This window comes from Curtobacterium sp. MCBA15_008, assembly GCF_001865065.1.
Lineage (GTDB): Bacteria > Actinomycetota > Actinomycetes > Actinomycetales > Microbacteriaceae > Curtobacterium.
Window position 1 is genome coordinate 1 of the sequence record NZ_MJGN01000009.1, and the last position, 18044, is coordinate 18044.

Sequence of the window (18044 nt, forward strand, 5' to 3'; positions counted from 1 at the left end):
ACGTCGGGCCGTTGCGGTGTTCAGAAGGCGTAGCGGATCCGGCACGACGGCAGGTGCTCGGCGACGAGCTCGCGGAAGCGCTCGACGAGCTGCCCCTTCATGCCGGACCGGTAGCGCACGTTCACGGCACCGTTCTGCGACACCTTCTGCTCCTGCAGGTCCGGGCGCCAGAGGAGGTCCTCGGCCTTCGGGTGCCAGCCGAGGTTGACCTCGTGCAGGGGTTGGTTGTGCGTGAGGAAGATCACCTCGGCCGCGAGCTGCGCCTTCGCGGCCGGCGAGAGCACCGCGTCGACCTGTCCGAGGAGCTCGGCCCAGTCGGACTCCCACGACGGTGTGAGGATCACGGGCGAGAAGTTGAGGTGCACCTCGTACCCGGCATCGACGAAGTCGTTGACGGCGGCGATCCGCTCTGCGATCGGTGAGGTCCGGATGTCGGTGACCTTCGCCGTCTCGTGCGGCATCAGGGAGAAGCGGATGCGGGTGCGCCCCATCGGGTCCCAGTCGAGCAGGTCGCGGTTGACGTACTTCGTGGCGAAGGAGGCCTTCGCCGTCGGGCTCATCCGGAAGAGGTCGCAGAGGTCCCGCACGTTGTCGCTGAGCATCGCGTCCACCGAGCAGTCGCTGTTCTCACCGATGTCGTAGACCCAGGACTCCGCGTCGCACTGGTTCGGTTCCGTCTTCGGCCCCTGCTTCGCGATGTTCCGCGCGACGTGCTTCGTGATCTGGTCGATGTTCGCGAAGACCGTGACGGGGTTGCTGTAGCCCTTCCGTCGCGGGACGTAGCAGTACGCGCACGCCATCGCGCAGCCGTTCGCCGTCGAGGGGGCGATGAAGTCGGCGGAACGGCCGTTCGGCCGCGTGACGAGCGACTTCTTCACGCCGAGCACGAGCGCCTCGGTCTTGATCCGGACCCAGCGCTGCACGTTGCGTTCGTCGCCGTGCACCTCGGGGATGTTCCAGTGCGACTCCACCGGCACGATCTCGGCATCCGGCCAGCGCCCCACGATCTCCTGCCCCCGCGCGAGCCCGAGCGCCGCCGGCTCGGCGTAGATGCGGCGGACGTCGAGCATCGGGCGTGGACGGTGTTCGCTCATCGATCCCTGTCTACCCGGAACCACCGACGGTGCAGACTCGGTGCATGAGCGAGCCCGACGACCACTTCTTCGTCGTCGACGGCCGACGCTGGCGACGAACGGACCCGGCGTTGCCCGAGGACGTGGCCGCTGCACTCCGCTCGCACCTCGGCCGTGGGCGGAACGCGGTCAAGCAGGCGAAGCGGTCCGGCGACGACGAGGCACTGGCGGCAGCACGGCACCGGAACAGCCTCGCGAAGCACGGCCTCGGCGAGCGCGGACCCGAGTGGTGGGAGCGCCCCGAGGCCGAGCGCATCGCCGACGCCCGGCAGGCCCTGACGGACCTCGACGCCGCCGCCATGCCGCCCGAAACTTCCCACAACGCCCGCGGTTGAAAGCGGATTCGGGCGTACCTGGTCGAAACTTCCGACCAGGTACGCCCGAATCGAGCAAGTACGCCCGAAACGACCGAGCACGCGGGAACCGGACCCGGCCCGGCCCGGGCCCAGCCCGGCGCCGCGCGTCAGGCCTCGGTGTGGCCGAGCTCCGGCTCGAGCAGCAGGCACGCCGCGCGGGACGCCGCCGCGTGCAGCTCGAGCACGACGAGCTCGTTGCGGCCCTCGCGGAGGACGGGCCCGGGGATCGCGAGCGTCGACTGCGGACCACGCGACCAGTACCGGCCGAGGCAGAACCCGTTGACCCAGGCGACGCCCTTCCGGAACCCGTCGAGGGACAGGTACCGGTCGTCGGCAGCGTCGAGGTCGAACGTCCCCGCGGCGAACGTCGGCCCGGCGAGCACGTCGCCGTCGGTCGGCTCGATCGCGGCCAGCACCGCGAGGGCGGCGGGGGCGAGCGGGTCGAGCGCGATCGGTGACGCGGTCCAGCGGGCGAGCGGGACCCCGTCGACGGCGACACCGCCGATCAGGCCCTTCGGTTCGCCGATGCGGGGCCCGTAGTCGACCCGGCCCTGGTCCTCGACGAGGAGTTCGAGCGTGCCGGTGACGGGCGGGAGCGCGATCGCGCGGTCGTGGTGTTCGCGTTCGAGGACACCGACGACGGTGCCGTCCACGGTGACGATCGCACGGTCGCGGACCTCCTCCCCGACGGTGAGCACGCCACCGGTGGGCAGGTCGACCTCTGCGCGGTAGAGCACGAAGCCGGAGGCGGCTCCGAGGGCGTCGAACGTCGGCGGGGCGTCGTGCGTCGACCAGTCGGTGAGCGCGGGCAGCAGCGACCGGAGCGTCGCGACGCGGTCGAGACGGACGGCGAGGTCCGTGGCGGGGGCGACCCGCGCCTCCCGGTCGCTCGAATGGTCATACGATTCGAGGCGCCCCGACCCACCCGGCTGCATCGATGCCGGCAACGGCGGGACGGGCGCGTAGCGCTCGATGACCGCGCGGAAGGCGTGGAACTTCGCGGTCGGCCGACCGGCCTCGTCGAGGGGTGCGTCGTAGTCGTACGACGTCGAGATCGGGCGGTAGACGCCCTTGTCGTTCGCGCCGTTCGTGAAGCCGAAGTTCGTGCCGCCGTGGAACATGTAGATGTTGACGGAGCCGCCCGCGGCGAGCAGGTCGTCGAGGTCGGACGCCGAGGCGGCGGCCGGGGTGGTGTGGTGGTGCTCGCCCCAGCTGTCGAACCAGCCGTCCCAGAACTCGGAGCACATCAGGGGTCCGGTCGGCTGCGCCTGCCGGAGTCGCTCCAGACGCGACGCCGAGCGGGAGCCGAATGACCCGGTCTTGTGCAGGGAGGGCAGCGAGCCGTCCTCGAGCATGGTGCCCATCGGCTGGTCGACGCTCGTGAACGGGACCTTCAGGCCGATCGCGCGGTGCATCGCCTCGAGCTTCTGCAGGTACACGGGGTCGGAGCCGTACGCGCCGTACTCGTTCTCGACCTGCACGAGTACGATCGGGCCGCCCTGGTCGATCTGCCGCGGGACCAGCACCGGCGCCAACGCCTCCAAGTACGTGGAGACTGCTGCGAGGAACCCCGGCTCGTCGCGCCGGACGCCGACCGTGCCGTCGGCGAAGAGCCAGTACGGCAGGCCGCCGTTGGTCCACTCGGCGCAGATGTACGGGCCGGGGCGGACGATGGCGTGCATGTCCTCCGCTGCGACGAGGTCGAGGAACCGACCGAGGTCGAGCCCGCCGGTCAGGTCGAAGACACCGGGCGACGGTGCGTGCGCGTTCCAGGCGACGTACGTCTCGATGGTGTTGAGCCCCATCAGCTTCGCCTTGCGGATCCGGTCCGCCCACAGGTCGGGGTGGACGCGGAAGTAGTGGATCGCGCCGGACAGGATCCGGTGCGGCTCGCCGTCGAGCAGGAAGTCGGTGTCGCCGATGGCGAAGCGCATGGTGTGACTCTCTCATGGCCGGCCGCGGCCGGGCGTGGAGCGGGGCCGTGCGGACGTGTCCGCACGGCCCCGCCGAGGGGTGGGTTGGCTACTTGGTCGAGACCGTGAAGCCCTGGTCCTTGCCGTACTTGGCGAGGGCCTTCTGCCAGGCCGCGAGACCGCTCTCGAGCGAGGTGCCGTTCTCGTACGACTGCCCGACCGTGTCCGCGAAGACGCTGTTCGCGTACACCTGGTACGGCAGGTAGGTGAAGTCGTTGTCCGAGGACTTCGACGCGTCGACGAGCACCTTGTTGATCTGCTGGCCGCCGAAGTACTCCGGCTTCTCGTCGAGGAACGCGGACGAGTCGAGGTCGGCCGTCGTCGACGGGAACCCGCCGGACTTCATGAAGACACCGGTCGACTCCTTCGAGGAGTTCAGCCACTTGAGGAAGCCGGCGGCGAGGGCCGGGTTCTTCGACTGCTTCAGCACGGCCTCGGCGCTGCCGCCGTTGTTGGCCGTCTGCGCTGCGCTGCCGTCGTACGTCGGCATCGGGGCGACGCGCCAGTCACCGGATGCGTCGGCGACGCTCGCCTCGAGGTTGCCGGGCATCCAGGCGCCGGTGATGAGCGTGGCGATCTGGCCGTTGCCGAGCTGCTTGTACCAGTCGTCGCTCCAGCCGACGGTCTTCGACAGCAGGCCCTGCTCGACGAGCTCGTTCCAGGTGCTCGTCCACTTCTTGGTGCCGGCGTCCTGCAGGTTGATCGTGACCTTGTCGCCCTTCGTGGTGAAGGGGGTGCCGCCGGCCTGGGCGATCATGCTCGTGGTGAAGCCCGCGTCGCCGGAGTCGGCGGTGATGTAGGCCTTCGGGTCGGCGGCGTGCAGCTTCTTCGCCGCGGCGACGTACTCGTCCCACGTCTTCGGCACGGCGATGTCGTGCTCGTCGAACACCTTCTTGTTGTAGAACAGCGCCATGGGGCCGGAGTCCTGCGGCAGGCCGTAGACCTTGCCGTCCATCGACACCGAACTCCAGGTGCTCGCGGCGAACTCGTCCTTCAGGTCGCCGAACCCGTACGACGACAGGTCGAGGAGCGAGTCGGACAGGGCGAACTGCGGGAGCGCGTAGTACTCGACCTGCGCGACGTCGGGGGCGCCTGAGCCGGCCTTGATCGTGTTCTGCAGCTTCGTGTACTGGTCGGCACCGGTGCCGGCGTTGACGAGCTTGACCTTCACCTTGGGGTACTGCTTCTCGAACGCGGCGACCTGGGCCTTGGCGGAGGGGGTCCAGGACCAGTAGGTCAGGGTGCCACCGTCCTTGAGCGCCTTGTCGATGTCGTCCGAGGAACCGCTCGAGGACGAGCCGCCGGAGGCGCAGGCCGCCAGGGCGATGGCGGCGGTGACGCCGATGGCGAGGGCGCTGAGCCCGCGCCGGATGCGCTTGTGCATTCGGGTGCCTTTCACTTCTTCGTGTTGGGGGGGGGTGTGGTGGAGCTGCTGCGTGCCGGGCCGGGAGGCGTGTGGCGGGGTCGCCCCGCGCCTCCAGGCCGACGGATCAGGCCTTGACGGACCCGGCCGCGAGGCCGGACTGCCAGAAGCGCTGGAGGAAGAGGAACGCGACCACGATCGGGATGATCGTGAGGAGCGACCCGGTGACGACGAGGTTGTAGATCGGCTGCGCGCCGGACCCGGTGGCCTGCGCGTTCCACTGGTTCAGGCCGACCGTCAGCGGGTACCACTTCGGGTCGCTCAGCATGATGAGCGGCAGGAAGTAGTTGTTCCAGGTGGCGACGACCGCGAACAGCAGGACGGTGACGACACCGGGCGCGAGCAGGCGGAGCGCGATCGTGAAGAAGATCCGGAACTCACCGGCACCGTCCATGCGGGCGGCCTCCAGGAGCTCGGCGGGGATCGCGTCGACCGCGTAGGTCCAGATCAGGTACATCCCGAACGGGCTGATGAGCGACGGCAGGATGATCGCCCACGGGGTGTTCGTCAGCCCGAACTGCGAGAACAGCAGGAACGTCGGGACGGCCAGCGCGGTGCCGGGGACGGCGATCGCGCCGAGCACGACGGCGAACACCGCTCGGCGGCCGACGAACTGGAACTTCGCCATGCCGTAGCCGGCGACGGTGGCGAGCAGCGTCGCACCGCCGGCCCCGACCACGACGTAGAGGAGCGTGTTGCCGAGCCACTGGACGAAGATGCCGTCGTTGTAGGTCAGCGTGTCGACGATGTTCTGCCAGAGGTTGAACTTGCCGCCGAACCAGAGGCCGAACGTCGACAGCAGCGACGACTGCGTCTTCGTGCTGTTGACCAGCAGGTAGAACAGCGGCGCGAACGAGTAGACGACGAAGACGACCATCACGGCGGTCAGGAGACCGGAGCGCTTGGGCTTGCGACCGTCGATTCCGTTGCGCAGGCGTAGGGTCCGTGTCGGCCGGGAGGCGCGGCTCACCCGGTCGTGCGGGTCGCGTTGCGTCGTGGTCGCCTCGGTGACCGTGGCCGGCGTGGCCGCCGGGTTGCCGGGGTGCTGCAGGGTGCTCATCGGTTCTCCTGGCGGGTTCCGCGGACCTGGACGACGTAGGCGATCACGGCGGTGATGACACCCATGACGATGGCGACGGTCGCGGAGTAGTTGAACTGCTGGCCGCTGAACGACAGCGAGTAGGCGTACATGTTCGGGGTGAAGGCGCTGCCGATGACGTTCGGGGCGAGGGTCTTCAGCAGGTTCGGCTCGTTGAAGAGCTGGAAGCTGCCGATGATCGAGAAGATCGTGGCGATCACCATCGGACCGCGGAGGGCCGGGAGCTTGATGGAGAACACCGTGCGGAGGGGGCCGGCGCCGTCGAGCTCGGCGGCCTCGTACAGGTCACCGGGGACGACGCGGAGGGCGGCGTAGAAGATCAGCATGTTGTAGCCGAGGAACTCCCACGTGACCACGTTGCCGATCGACGTGAGGACCCAGTCGGGGCTGAACGGCTGCAGCAGGTCGATGCCGAGCGCGGTGTTCGCGGTGCCCGTCAGGCCGAACTGGTTGCCGTAGATGAAGCCCCAGATGAGCGCGGCGACGACACCGGGGACCGCGTACGGCAGGAACACGGCGATGCGGAAGAACGACGTGCCCCAGAGCCGCGCGCTGTCGAGCGCGAGGGCGGCGACCAGCGCGAGCCCGAGCATGATCGGCACCTGCACGACGAGGAACAGCGCGACCCGGCCGAGACCCGACCAGAACTTGGCGTCCTGGAAGAGCTGGACGTAGTTGGCGAACCAGACGAACTGGTTGCCACCGATGAGCTGGTCGCGGAACAGGCTCAGCCAGAGGGCGTACCCGATCGGGACGATGAGCATCGCCACGAGGACGACGACGAACGGGCCGACGAAGAGCCAGCCGGTGAAGCGGCCGCGCGGCTTGGCGCGGCGGCGCGGTGACGCGGTCGGTGTCGTGGCACCGGCCGGGCGCGCTTCGAGCGTGCTCATGGAACTCCCTTGTCCTGCTGCAGTACGACCGTGCGATGTTGACGTCAACATCGAACGCCGCGACGATAGCATGGCAACGTCAACATGCGCTAGCGTTCGGGGGACGCCGGAGTTCCTGTCCGGCACCGGACGGAAGGGGCGATCGTGACGACCGAGCTGTCCGCCGCCGCACGCCGCTCCCCCTCGATGGCCGCCGTCGCCGAAGCCGCAGGGGTCTCGATGCAGACCGTGTCGCGGGTGGCCCGCGGCTTCGACAACGTCTCGCCGGACACCCGCGACCGCGTGCAGCGCGTCATGGACGACCTCGGCTACCGCCCCAACCGCGCCGCCCGCGCGCTGCGGTCCGGGCGCTTCCGGACCATCGGCGTGATCATGTTCACGCTCGCCTCGTTCGGCAACATGCGCACGCTCGAGGCGATCGCCGACGCCGCCGGGGCCGCCGACTTCACGATCACGCTGCTGCCGATGGCCTCGCGCACCGAAGAGGGCGTCCGCTCGGCGTTCTCCCGCCTGCACGAACAGGCGGTCGACGGCGTGGTGATCATCATCGAGTCGCACATCATCGACACCGCCGAGGTCGTCCTGCCCGACGGCGTCCCGATGGTCATCGTCGACTCCACCGGCAGCACCGACCACCCCGCGATCGACACCGACCAGGCCGACGGCGCACGGCAGGCCACGCAGCACCTGCTCGACCTCGGGCACGACACGGTCTGGCACGTCGCCGGCCCGACGTCGTCCTACTCCGCCGCACGTCGGCTCGCCGCCTGGCAGGCCACGCTCGAAGCCGCCGGGCGCACCGTCCCGCCGGTGTTCCACGGTGGGTGGAGCTCGGAGTCCGGGTACCACGCGGGCCGCGAGATCGCCGGGCGACCGGACATCACCGCCGTGTTCGCCGCCAACGACCAGACCGCGCTCGGTGTCCTCCGGGCCGCACACGAGCTCGGCCGCGCCGTCCCGGAGACCCTGAGCGTCGTGGGCTTCGACGACTCCCCCGAGTCCGACTCGTTCTGGCCGCCGCTCACCACCGTGCACCAGTCCTTCGACGAGGTCGGGCGTCGCGCCGTCACGAACCTCCTCGCACAGATCGAGGGGCAGCCCGTGCGGGCTACCGCCGACCTCGTTCCCGTGCGCCTGGTCGTCCGGTCGAGCACCGCGGCCCCGCCCGCACACTGACGCATCCAGTCGGACAGGCGTACCGTGGCGGATGTGCCGGTTCGCTGTCCGGCCTCGGGTATGCGACGCCTCCGTGTCTCCGGAGTACGACCCTCGCGGGACGCTCTCACTCCTCCACCACGGCTGACGGATCATGAAGAACATCGTCTACGGCCTCACCGCTGTCCTGACCACCGACGAAGCCGCCGAAGCAGTCCTCGACTACGCCGCCGCACTCGCGCACGCCGGACTCGCGGACACCGTGGCCGTCCCGACCGTCGACGCGTTCGGCAGCACGACGACCACCTCGTTCCTGCTCGCCCCCGCCCTCGGCATCCTCGTGGAGGACGCCCCCGACGATCCGCTCGGCCCGGACACCGCCGCCTTCGTCGAGGAGATCACCTGGCGCTCACGCGCCGTCCGGAGCACGCCGCCGCCGACCGCCTGACGGACCGTCGGCTGGCAGCCGGGTGCCGATCTGTCGCTTCCGCGAAAGCGACAGATCGCTACGAAACATCGACGGCCTTCTGTCGCTTTCGCGACGCAAGCGCCCGCCCCACGCGCGATCTGTCGCTTTCGCGCACCCAGCCGGCACGCGACGGCCTGGAGGCGCGACGCCAGCCCGCCCCGCGCCTCCAGGCCGCCGCCGCCCGTCAAAGCGACAGATGCCCGCGGAACGTTGGAAGCGATCTGTCGCTTTCGCGGCCTGAGCGCCCCGCCCGCGCGCGATCTGTCGCTTTCGCGATCCGGGGGGTGGAAGGACGGACGGCGCCGCCCGCGGACAGCAGAGGGCGCCGGGACCGCTGCGCGGACCCGACGCCCTCTGTGCTCACTCGACGCCCGCCGCAGCGTGCGCCGAGGCGCTTCAGCCGATCGACACGGCGGTCCAGGAGACCGGCGGCAGCTCGATCGTGATGGTGTCGCCCTCGCGACGGACGGTGTCGTTCGTGCGGAGGCCGACGCGCTCCGTGTTCGACAGGTCGTTCACCGCGTGCAGGTCGTCGTCCCAGACGCCCTCGGCGCGGACGTCCCCGTCAGCCGACAGGCCGGCGAGGTCGATCGTGACCGTGGTGCTCTCGGACGGGTGCCGGTTGACCAGGAACACCGCGGCGCCGTCGTCGGAGACCGTGGCGGCCGAGTCGACCACCGGGACCTCGCCGTACTTGCCGCCGTCGACCGTGTCACCCGAGGCCTTCACCTGCAGCGACGTGCCGTTGGCGAGCCGCGAGGTGAGCGAGAACGGGAAGAACGTGGTCTGGCGCCAGGCCGGACCGCCGGGCTCGGTCATGATCGGGCCGATCACGTTGACGAGCTGCGCGATGGACGCCGAGGCGACGCGGTCCGCGTGGCGGAGGAGCGAGATGAGCAGACCACCGACGACGACGGCGTCGGCGACGGTGTAGACGTCCTCGAGCAGACGCGGGGCGACCGGCCAGTCCTGCGGCCCGAACGTCTTCTGCTGCTCGTTCCATTTGCTGATCGACCAGACGTTCCACTCGTCGAACGAGATGTCGATGCGCTTGTCGGACTTCTTCTGCGCCTGCACGTGGTCGGCGGCCGTCGTGACGGTCTTGATGAAGTGGTCCATGTTGACGCCGGACGCGAGGAACGACGACAGGTCGTCGCCCTCCTCGTAGTAGGCGTGCGCGGAGATGTAGTCGACGTCGTCGTAGGTGTGCTCGAGGACGGTGCGCTCCCACTCGCCGAACGTCGGCATCGACGCTCCGGAGGAACCGCAGGCGACGAGCTCGAGGTCGGGCTGGATCTGGCGCATGGCCTTCGCCGTCATCGCCGCGAGCTTGCCGTAGTCCTCGGCGTTCTTGTGGCCGAGCTGCCACGGGCCGTCCATCTCGTTGCCGAGGCACCACATCTTGATGGCGAAGGGCTCCTGGCGGCCGTTCGAGCGGCGGTACTCGGACAGCGCGGTGCCGGCGTCGATGTTCGCGTACTCGAGGAGCTCGATGGCCTCCTGCGTGCCGCGGGTGCCGAGGTTCACGGCGAGCATGAGCTCGGAACCGACCTGGTCGAGCCAGTGCTGGAACTCGTGCAGGCCGACCTCGTTGGTCTCGGTGGAGTGCCAGGCGAGGTCGAGGCGGCGGGGGCGCTGTTCGACGGGGCCGACGCCGTCCTCCCACTTGTAGCCGGAGACGAAGTTGCCGCCGGGGTAGCGGATGGCCGAGACGTTGAGCTCCTTGACGAGGTCGATCACGTCACGACGGAAGCCGTGCTCGTCGGCGGTCTCGTGCGCGGGCTCGTGGATGCCGTCGTAGACGTGGCGTCCGAGGTGCTCGACGAACCCACCGAAGAGGCGACGTCGCACCGGCCCCACGGTGAAGGCGGCGTCGAGGACGAGGTGTGTGCGGGGCATGGATCTCCTTCGATCGTGCGGTGCAGCGGAGCGAGCGGCCCCTCGTCAAAGTGAGCGCTCACGTCCCCGAAACGCTAGCGGCTTTCCGCGCGACACGAAAGGGGCCGTGCGCGAAGGTCACAGATCGGGTGCGACGTCTGCGAAAACAGTGGCGGCTCGTCGGGGCGCACGCTAATGTGAGCGCTCACGGAGCACCGACCCTGCTCCGACTCGGCCCGTCCCGATGGAGTGATGCCATGCCGAACCGAATCGCTGTACCCACCCCGCAATCCCGAGGCGGCGCCTTCACACGGCGGAGCCTCCTCGCCGCAGGAGCAGCCGCTGCCACGGTGCTGCCGCTCGCCGCCTGCTCGAGTCCCCTCGCCGCCGGCGTCGCCGGCGCTCCGCTCAACCCCGAGACGCTCGTCTTCTGGAACCTCTTCGGCGGCGGCGACGGACTGCGCATGCAGGACATGGAAGCCGGCTACGCCAAGCAGCACGGCGGATCGTCCTCGCTGCAGGCGACGACCTTCGCGTGGGGCAACCCGTACTACTCGAAGGTGACACTCGCCACCGTCGGGAACAAGCCGCCGGACGTCGCGATCGCGCACCTGACCCGGGCGAAGCCGCTCTGGGACGGCGACCTGCTCGACCCGATCACCAGCGACGACCTGGCGAGCGTCGGCCTCAGCGCCAGCGACTTCAACCAGAAGGCCTGGGCGGCGCAGAAGACCGACGGCAACAACATCTGCGTGCCGCTCGACACCCACCCGTTCGTGCTCTTCTACAACGTCGACGTCTGCCAGAAGGCCGGACTGATCGACTCGGACGGCAAGCTCAAGGACCTGACCGGCATCGACGCCTTCGAGAAGGCACTCGCCGCAGTCGCGAAGGTCACCGGGGGCACGGCCCTCAACGTCGCGAACGTCAGCGAGATCGCGACCCCGTGGCGCTTCTTCTGGACGATGTACAACCAGATCGAGGGCTCGACCCCGTTCATCAGCGACGGCGGATCGAAGCTCACCGTCAACGAGGACGCCTACACGAAGGTCACCGACATGACCCAGAAGTGGGTCAAGAACGGCTGGCTGAACAAGGGCCTCGACTACGCCACCGCGCAGACGCTGATGTTCACCGGCAAGGCCGGCTTCTTCATGCAGGGCGAGTGGGAGATCAGCACGGCGCAGTCGATCAAGGGCCTGAAGTTCGGCATGGCGCCGATCCCCCAGCTCTTCGACAAGCCGGCGACCCAGGCCGACTCGCACACGTTCATCCTGCCGCGGAAGGACCGGACGCCCGAGCAGCGCAAGGCGCACATGCTCTTCATCAAGCAGATGCTCGAGCAGAGCCTGACGTGGGCGCAGGGCGGACACGTGCCGGCGTACATGCCGACGTTCGACAGCACGGCCTACAAGAAGCTGACGCCGCAGTCGAACTACGCCTCGGCCGCCGAGACCGCGGTGTTCGACGACCCGGCCTGGTACGGCGGGTCCGGCTCCACGTTCGAGAACACCGTCGGCGCGCAGCTCGCCCTCGTGCAGCAGGGCAGCAGTTCGCCCGCGCAGGCACTCAGCGCGATCAAGGACCAGCTCGCGACCTACCTCAACACCCCGAGCCCGCTGTGACCAGGCACCAGAGCCGGCACCAGGACGCCCGGCACACCGACGTGAACACCGCGCGAAAGGCACGATGACGTGACCACAGCACCTGTCCTCGACCGCCCCACGGACGCGGCCGCGCCGCCCCGGCGGGCCCGCACCTACCGCACCAGCCTCACCCGCGGCCAGGGCCGCAGCGGCTGGCTGTTCCTCGCCCCCTTCGGCCTGTTCTACCTGGCCTTCCTGCTCGGCCCGACGGTCTGGATGATCGTCTCGAGCTTCTTCAACACCTCGACCGTCCGCACCGGGCTCGGCAGCTTCGCCGGGTTCGCGAACTACTCAGAGATGCTCGGACGCGCCGACTTCTGGTCGTCGCTCTGGCACACGCTGCAGTTCACGCTGTACACGACGCCGCCGCTCGTCATCCTGGCGTTCGTCTTCGCCGTGCTGACGAACCGGATGAACCGCGGCCAGTGGTTCTTCCGCCTGGCGTTCTTCCTGCCGTTCATCCTGCCGTCGGCGACGATCTCGCTGATCTGGGTGTTCATCTTCACGCCGTCCACCGGCCTGTGGGCGAGCATGCAGTCGCTGATCGGCCTGACCCCCGGGGCCGGCATGCTGGCGAGCCCGAACACCGCGATGATCGGTGTCGCGATCGCCACCGTCTGGTGGACGCTCGGGTTCAACTTCGTGCTGTACCTGGCCGGTCTGCAGGAGATCCCCCGCGAGCTCTACGAGGCCGCCGCCGTCGACGGCGCCTCGAGCTGGCAGCAGATCAAGTCGATCACCCTGCCGCTCCTCGGCCGCACGACGACACTGGTCATCCTGCTGCAGGTGATCGCGAGCCTGAAGATCTTCGACCAGGTGTACCTGATGACGAACGGCGGGCCGGGCATCTCGACCCAGGTCTCGCTGCAGCTCATCACCGGCGTCGGGTTCACCGACAACCGACTCGGAGCCGCATCGGCCGCGTCGGTGCTCCTGTTCATCGTGATCGTCGCGATCGCGGTCATCCGGCAGCTCGTCGAGCGCGCTGCCGCCAAGCGTGAGATCGGGGCCTGACATGACCACCACCGAGAGCATCACGACGCCCCGTGCCAAGCTCCGCAACGGCGTCTCGGCCGCCGCACCCGCGAACGCCGCGAAGATCGGCGTCTCGGGCCGGGGCTTCAACACCGTCGCCGCGATCATCCTCACGGTCTTCGCGATCATCTGGCTCATCCCGAGCGTCTTCGCGCTGAAGACCTCGCTGTCGGACAACGGTGTCGCCGCCCTGGGCGCGAACTCGATCCTGTCGAACTGGAACCCGACGCTGCACTCGTACGCAGCACTGTTCGGGGCCGGCGACATCTGGAACTGGTACCTCGCCAGCGCCATCACCAGCGTGATCACCGCGGTCCTCACCGTGCTGTTCGCGTCGATGGCCGCGTTCGCGCTGTCCCGGCTCGTGTTCCGCGGCCGGAACGTCGCGTTCCTGCTCATCATCCTCGGGATCATGATCCCGACGCAGGTGCTGATCATCCCGATCTTCCAGGAGCTCAACGCCGTCGGCCTGCTCAACACCTACTGGTCGGTGATCTTCCCGCAGGTGCCGGCCGTGATCGCGGTGTTCATCTTCAAGCAGTTCTTCGACGGCATCCCGAAGGAGCTGGAAGAGGCGGCGCGCATCGACGGTGCGGGCATCTGGAAGGTCTACTGGTCGGTCATCCTGCCGCTGTCGCGTCCGGTGATCGCAGCGGTGACGATCCTGACGTTCGTCGGTGTCTGGAACAACCTGCTGCTGCCGCTGTTCGTGCTGTCGAACCCGGACCTCATGACGATCCCGGTCGGGCTCGCCACGGTCCAGGGCAGCTTCGGCCAGCGCTACGCGGACATCCAGGCCGGGGCGATCCTGGCGGCGCTGCCGCTGATCATCCTGTACCTGATCTTCCAGCGGCAGATCGTCGAGGGTGTGACCGGGTCCGGTCTGAAGGGCTGACGCCACCCACGACGGACTGGAGGCGCGGTGCCAGCTGGCACCGCGCCTCCAGTCCGTCTCCCTGTCGTTTCGAGGACGCGAGGTCGCGTCGAGGGAGCAGGAATCGTCGGGTCCCACCCCGGGAGTCGACGATTCCTGTTCCCTCGACGAGGGTCAGGCGAGCACGCGCCGACGCACCTCGTGCTTCCAGAAGCCCGAGAACGTGATGCGCGACTTCGGCAGGCCCGCACGGTGCAGGTGTCGGCGCCCCTCGGTGGCGAGCGTCGACTCCCCCACGACGAAGGCGTAGCACCGGTCGTCGGCGGGGACGTACCGCTGCAGCTCGGCGAGCGCACCGCTGCCGGGGACCGTGCCCGGCTGCCGGACGATCCACGTCACCTGCACTCCCGTGGGGGCGTCGAGGTCGCGGATGTCCGCGGCGGTCGGGACCTCTTGGATGATGCGGCCGACGGCGCCCCGCGGCAACGAGGCGGCGATGCCGACGACGCCCGGCAGCCCGGTCTCCTCGGCAGCGACGATCACCTCGGTGGTGCCGTCCGGCACGTCGAAGATGCAGCCCTGGTCGAGCACGGCGAGCTCGTCACCGGCACGGGCGGCACAGGCCCAGATCGCGGCGCGGCCCTCGGGCTCGCCGTCGGCGTCGGTGTGCACGACGAAGTCGATGTCGAGCTCGGCGGAGCCGTCGGGGAGCAGGCGGTACTCGGCGACGGTGTAGTTCGCGCAGTGCGGGCGGACGTCCTCGGGGATCGCGAGGAACGTCGGCCACCACTTCTTGCCGTCGAGGTCCGGCATCCGGAAGGCGTCCTGGTCGGGGCGCTGGACGAACAGGCGGAACCAGTGGTCGAACCCGAGGTACGGGAACTCGTGCAGGTCGTCGCCGGTGACCGTGACGCGCTGCATCGAGGGGGTGACGCGCGCGCTCCGGAGGACACGTGCGCGGAAGAGCCGGGGGTTCTCGGGCAGGAGCCGCGGGGTCTTCGCCATGAGGCAAGGCTAACCTAAGATGTTCTCCGTGCCAGCCCCCTCTCCCGCTCTGGCGTCCGTCCCGGACACCCGCGAGACCGACCCGATCGCCGCGCTCGGCGTCCACCGCGCCGCGGTCCGTCGCCGGGTCCTCGTGATCGTCGGGCTCGTCGTGGCGCTCGTCCTGGTCGCGGTCGCGAGCATGCTCCTCGGCAGCAACCGGATCGGAGTCGACCAGGTGGTCGCCGGCCTCCTGCGGACGGGGAGCAGCACGGACGAGGCGATCGTCTGGGGCTCCCGGGTCCCGCGCACGCTCATCGGCGCCGCGGTCGGCGCGGCCCTCGGCATCGCCGGGCTCCTCATGCAGGGGCACACCCGCAACCCGCTCGCCGACCCCGGCCTGTTCGGCGTCTCGTCGGGCGCCGGACTGGCCGTCGTGGTCGGCGTCTACGTCTTCGGTGTGACGAGCACCGGCGCCACGGTCTGGTTCGCGCTCGTCGGGGCGCTCGTCGCGAGCGTCGTCGTGTTCTCGGTGACGATCGCGGGCAGCGGCACGGCCAGCCCGGTGCCGCTGGCCTTGGCCGGGGCGGCGGTCTCGGCACTCCTCGGCGCGCTGACCTCGTTCGTGGTGCTCACCGACCAGGCCTCGCTCGACGCGTACCGGCTCTGGGTCGTCGGGTCGCTCGCCGCGCGGCAGCTCGACGTGCTCGGCGCGGTGTGGCCGTTCCTCGTCGCCGGGCTCGTCCTCGCCGTCATCAACGTCCGGGCGCTCGACGCCCTGGGCCTCGGCACCGAACTGGCGAAGGGGCTCGGCGAGAACGTCCTCGTCGCCCGGCTGGTCGGACTCGGTGCGATCACGCTGCTCGCCGCCGGTGCCACCGCGGCCGCTGGCCCGATCGGCTTCGTCGGCCTGACCGTGCCGCACGTCGCCCGTGCCCTCGTCGGGACCGGGCACCGCTGGACGCTGCCGGTGTCCGGGATCGTCGGCGCCGCGCTGGTGCTGCTCGCGGACGTGGTCGGTCGTCTGATCGGCGGGTTCTCCGAGGTCGAGGTCGGCATCGTCCTCGCGGTCATCGGCGGTCCGGTGTTCGTCGCCGTCGCCCGACGCCGGTCCCTGGTGTCCCTGTGAGCGCGGCGGACACGACGCGTCCGGGCAGCCGCGCGCAGACCACGGACACCACGGCCGCGACCAGGCCCGCCGCCGGCCGCCGCGGCATCGTCGTCGGTCCGGTCGGACTCGCCTGGCGCCCGCGGGTGTTCTGGTACACGGTCGGCTCGCTCGGCGCCGTGGTCGTGCTGGTCGTCCTCGGTGTCGCCGTCGGGTCGACCTGGATCGCGCCCGGCACCGTCGTCCGCTCCCTGCTCGGCCTCGAGTCGGGTCCGGACGCCTTCATCGTCGAGACCCTCCGACTCCCCCGGGTGCTCACCGGTGCGCTCGTCGGCCTGACGCTCGGGGTCGCGGGCGCGCTCACCCAGACCTTCACGCGGAACCCGCTCGGTACCCCGGACATCATCGGCGTGACCGCCGGCGCGAGCGTCGGAGCCGTGGCCGCGATCGTGTTCGGTGGCGGGACCTACTCGGTGTCGTCGATCGTGCTCGGCGGCGGCATCCCGGTCGCCGCGACGATCGGCGCGCTCGTCGCCGCCGTCGCCGTGTACGGGCTCGGGTGGCGCGGCGGGGTGCAGAGCTACCGCCTCGTCCTCGTCGGGATCGGGGTGAGCGCCACGCTCGACGCCGTCACCAGCTACCTGCTCGTCCGCGCGAAGATCACCGTGGCGGCCGCCGCGTCGCAGTGGCTCGTGGGCAGCCTGTCGAGCACGTCGTGGTCGAGCGTCTGGCCGCTCGTCGCCGTCGCCGTCGTCGCGGTGCCGCTCGCCCTCGCGACCAGTGCGGCCCTCGGCATCGGCCAGCTCGGCGACGAGGTCGCGACGGGCGTCGGTCTGGCCGTGCAGCGGCACCGGCTGATCGTCATCGCGCTCGCGGTCGTCCTGACCGCCGCCGCGGTCGCCGCCGCCGGCCCGGTCGGGTTCGTGGCGTTCGTGGTCCCGCAGATCGGACTCCGGCTCGCGGGGACGAACCGGCCGCCGCTGCTCCTCGCCGGGGCGCTCGGTGCGGTGCTCGTGCTCGCCGCGGACCTCCTCGCCCGGTCGGCGTTCCCGTGGCAGGTGCCGGTCGGCATCATCACCACCGTGATCGGCGCCCCGTACCTGATCTGGCTCCTCATCCGTCACCGCAAGGAGATGTCCCGATGACCACGAACGCAGCAGGACCGGACGGCGGTGTGCCCGTGCTCGAGGCCCGCGGCCTGTCCGTCGGCTACGACAAGCACCCGGTCCTGGTCGACCTCGACCTGCGCATCGAGCGCGGCACGGTGACGACGTTCCTCGGCGCGAACGGCTGTGGGAAGTCGACGCTGCTGAAGGCCTTCGGCCGGGTCCTGAAGCCCCAGGCCGGCGAGGTCCACCTCGACGGCGTCCCGATCCGCAAGGAGCACAACCGGGCCGTCGCGCGGAAGCTCGCGATCCTGCCGCAGTCCCCCGTCGCACCGGCCGGCACGAGCGTGCTCGACCTGGTGATGCGCGGCCGGAACCCGCACCAGTCCTGGGCCAAGCCGTGGACGGCGGACGACGCCGACGTCGCCGAGCAGGCCATCGCCGCGACCGGCCTGACCGAGGTGGCGCACCGCGACGTCGCGAGCCTGTCCGGCGGTCAGCGACAGCGCGCCTGGATCGCCCTGGTCGTGGCGCAGCAGGCGGAGACGCTCCTGCTCGACGAGCCGACCACGTACCTCGACCTGGCGCACCAGCTCGAGGTCCTCCGGCTCGTCCGGCGCCTCAACCGCGAGCAGGGGTCGACCGTGGTGATGGTCCTGCACGACCTGTCCCTCGCGGCGCGGTACTCGGACCGGCTCGTCGTCCTGCACGACGGCGGGGTCGCTGCCGACGGCACCCCGGCCGAGGTGCTCACGCCGGCACTGCTCGAGCGGGCGTTCGGTCTGCACGCCCGCGTCCTCGCCGACCCGGTCACGGGTGCACCGATGATCATCCCCGAAGCCGACGAGCACGACGCCGCGCGGGCCGGAGAAACCGAACGAGCACTGGCGACCACCGCAAACTTAGGTTAGC

General features: G+C 70.1%; 16 protein-coding genes. 9 read left to right on the plus strand and 7 right to left on the minus strand.

From position 1 onward, the window contains the following. Nucleotides 1–20 precede the first annotated feature (20 nt). Nucleotides 21–1094 carry a spore photoproduct lyase family protein gene (locus BIU96_RS04165; RefSeq protein WP_071291361.1) on the minus strand — a complete coding sequence of 358 codons (1074 nt, stop codon included), beginning with the start codon at nucleotides 1092–1094 and terminating at the stop codon, nucleotides 21–23. A 44-nt stretch (nucleotides 1095–1138) separates the two neighbouring features. Here BIU96_RS04165 and BIU96_RS04170 point away from each other — a divergent pair, with 44 nt between their 5' ends. Next, a complete protein-coding gene (locus BIU96_RS04170; RefSeq protein ID WP_071291362.1) occupies nucleotides 1139–1468 on the plus strand; it encodes a biopolymer transporter Tol in 330 nt (109 codons plus the stop codon). 128 nt (nucleotides 1469–1596) lie between these two features. Here BIU96_RS04170 and BIU96_RS04175 read toward each other — a convergent pair whose 3' ends face one another. The 4 genes from BIU96_RS04175 to BIU96_RS04190 form a co-directional block, all read right to left on the minus strand. Further along, nucleotides 1597–3423, minus strand: coding sequence for a beta-galactosidase family protein (locus tag BIU96_RS04175; protein WP_071291363.1), 1827 nt, complete (start codon nucleotides 3421–3423; stop codon nucleotides 1597–1599). An 88-nt stretch (nucleotides 3424–3511) separates the two neighbouring features. Beyond that, on the minus strand, nucleotides 3512–4846 hold the full coding sequence (locus tag BIU96_RS04180) for a sugar ABC transporter substrate-binding protein (RefSeq protein WP_139199780.1): 1335 nt from the start codon (nucleotides 4844–4846) through the stop codon (nucleotides 3512–3514). A gap of 106 nt (nucleotides 4847–4952) precedes the next feature. Further along, nucleotides 4953–5762 (minus strand): carbohydrate ABC transporter permease, encoded by an 810-nt coding sequence (locus BIU96_RS04185; protein WP_071291385.1) that lies wholly within the window; start codon nucleotides 5760–5762, stop codon nucleotides 4953–4955. 179 nt (nucleotides 5763–5941) lie between these two features. Continuing rightward, nucleotides 5942–6877 (minus strand): carbohydrate ABC transporter permease, encoded by a 936-nt coding sequence (locus tag BIU96_RS04190; protein ID WP_071291365.1) that lies wholly within the window; start codon nucleotides 6875–6877, stop codon nucleotides 5942–5944. A 144-nt stretch (nucleotides 6878–7021) separates the two neighbouring features. Here BIU96_RS04190 and BIU96_RS04195 point away from each other — a divergent pair, with 144 nt between their 5' ends. Next, on the plus strand, nucleotides 7022–8053 hold the full coding sequence (locus tag BIU96_RS04195; protein WP_368072965.1) for a LacI family DNA-binding transcriptional regulator: 1032 nt from the start codon (nucleotides 7022–7024) through the stop codon (nucleotides 8051–8053). 133 nt (nucleotides 8054–8186) lie between these two features. Next, on the plus strand, nucleotides 8187–8480 hold the full coding sequence (locus tag BIU96_RS04200) for a hypothetical protein (protein WP_071291366.1): 294 nt from the start codon (nucleotides 8187–8189) through the stop codon (nucleotides 8478–8480). A gap of 417 nt (nucleotides 8481–8897) precedes the next feature. On the opposite strand, the gene BIU96_RS04205 is transcribed toward BIU96_RS04200, so the two are convergent. After that, entirely contained in the window at nucleotides 8898–10400 is a 1503-nt protein-coding gene (locus BIU96_RS04205; protein WP_071291367.1) for an alpha-N-arabinofuranosidase, read from the minus strand. Nucleotides 10401–10636: 236 nt separating this feature from the next. Between BIU96_RS04205 and BIU96_RS04210 the strand changes: the two genes are divergently transcribed. The 3 genes from BIU96_RS04210 to BIU96_RS04220 all read left to right on the plus strand — a co-directional run bounded on the left by BIU96_RS04210 (nucleotide 10637) and on the right by BIU96_RS04220 (nucleotide 13955). Next, nucleotides 10637–12004, plus strand: coding sequence for an extracellular solute-binding protein (locus BIU96_RS04210; RefSeq protein WP_071291368.1), 1368 nt, complete (start codon nucleotides 10637–10639; stop codon nucleotides 12002–12004). A 69-nt stretch (nucleotides 12005–12073) separates the two neighbouring features. Further along, nucleotides 12074–13039, plus strand: coding sequence for a carbohydrate ABC transporter permease (locus BIU96_RS04215; RefSeq protein ID WP_071291369.1), 966 nt, complete (start codon nucleotides 12074–12076; stop codon nucleotides 13037–13039). Nucleotide 13040: 1 nt separating this feature from the next. Then, complete coding sequence (locus tag BIU96_RS04220; RefSeq protein ID WP_071291370.1) at nucleotides 13041–13955, plus strand: carbohydrate ABC transporter permease; 915 nt, start codon at nucleotides 13041–13043, stop codon at nucleotides 13953–13955. Between the two features lie 153 nt (nucleotides 13956–14108). On the opposite strand, the gene BIU96_RS04225 is transcribed toward BIU96_RS04220, so the two are convergent. Continuing rightward, nucleotides 14109–14939, minus strand: a complete 831-nt coding sequence (locus BIU96_RS04225) for a siderophore-interacting protein (RefSeq protein ID WP_071291371.1) — start codon at nucleotides 14937–14939, stop codon at nucleotides 14109–14111. 28 nt (nucleotides 14940–14967) lie between these two features. Here BIU96_RS04225 and BIU96_RS04230 point away from each other — a divergent pair, with 28 nt between their 5' ends. From BIU96_RS04230 to BIU96_RS04240, 3 genes are read left to right on the plus strand one after another with little or no spacing between them, the layout of a single operon-like run. Then, nucleotides 14968–16047: an iron ABC transporter permease gene (locus BIU96_RS04230; RefSeq protein WP_254785952.1), complete on the plus strand. Its 1080-nt coding sequence runs from the start codon at nucleotides 14968–14970 to the stop codon at nucleotides 16045–16047. Then, nucleotides 16044–17171, plus strand: a complete 1128-nt coding sequence (locus BIU96_RS04235; RefSeq protein WP_254785954.1) for an iron chelate uptake ABC transporter family permease subunit — start codon at nucleotides 16044–16046, stop codon at nucleotides 17169–17171. The genes BIU96_RS04230 and BIU96_RS04235 overlap by 4 nt, the downstream gene beginning before the upstream one ends. Then, nucleotides 17168–18043: an ABC transporter ATP-binding protein gene (locus BIU96_RS04240; RefSeq protein ID WP_071291372.1), complete on the plus strand. Its 876-nt coding sequence runs from the start codon at nucleotides 17168–17170 to the stop codon at nucleotides 18041–18043. Before BIU96_RS04235 ends, BIU96_RS04240 begins: the two co-directional genes overlap by 4 nt. Nucleotide 18044: the final 1 nt, after the last annotated feature.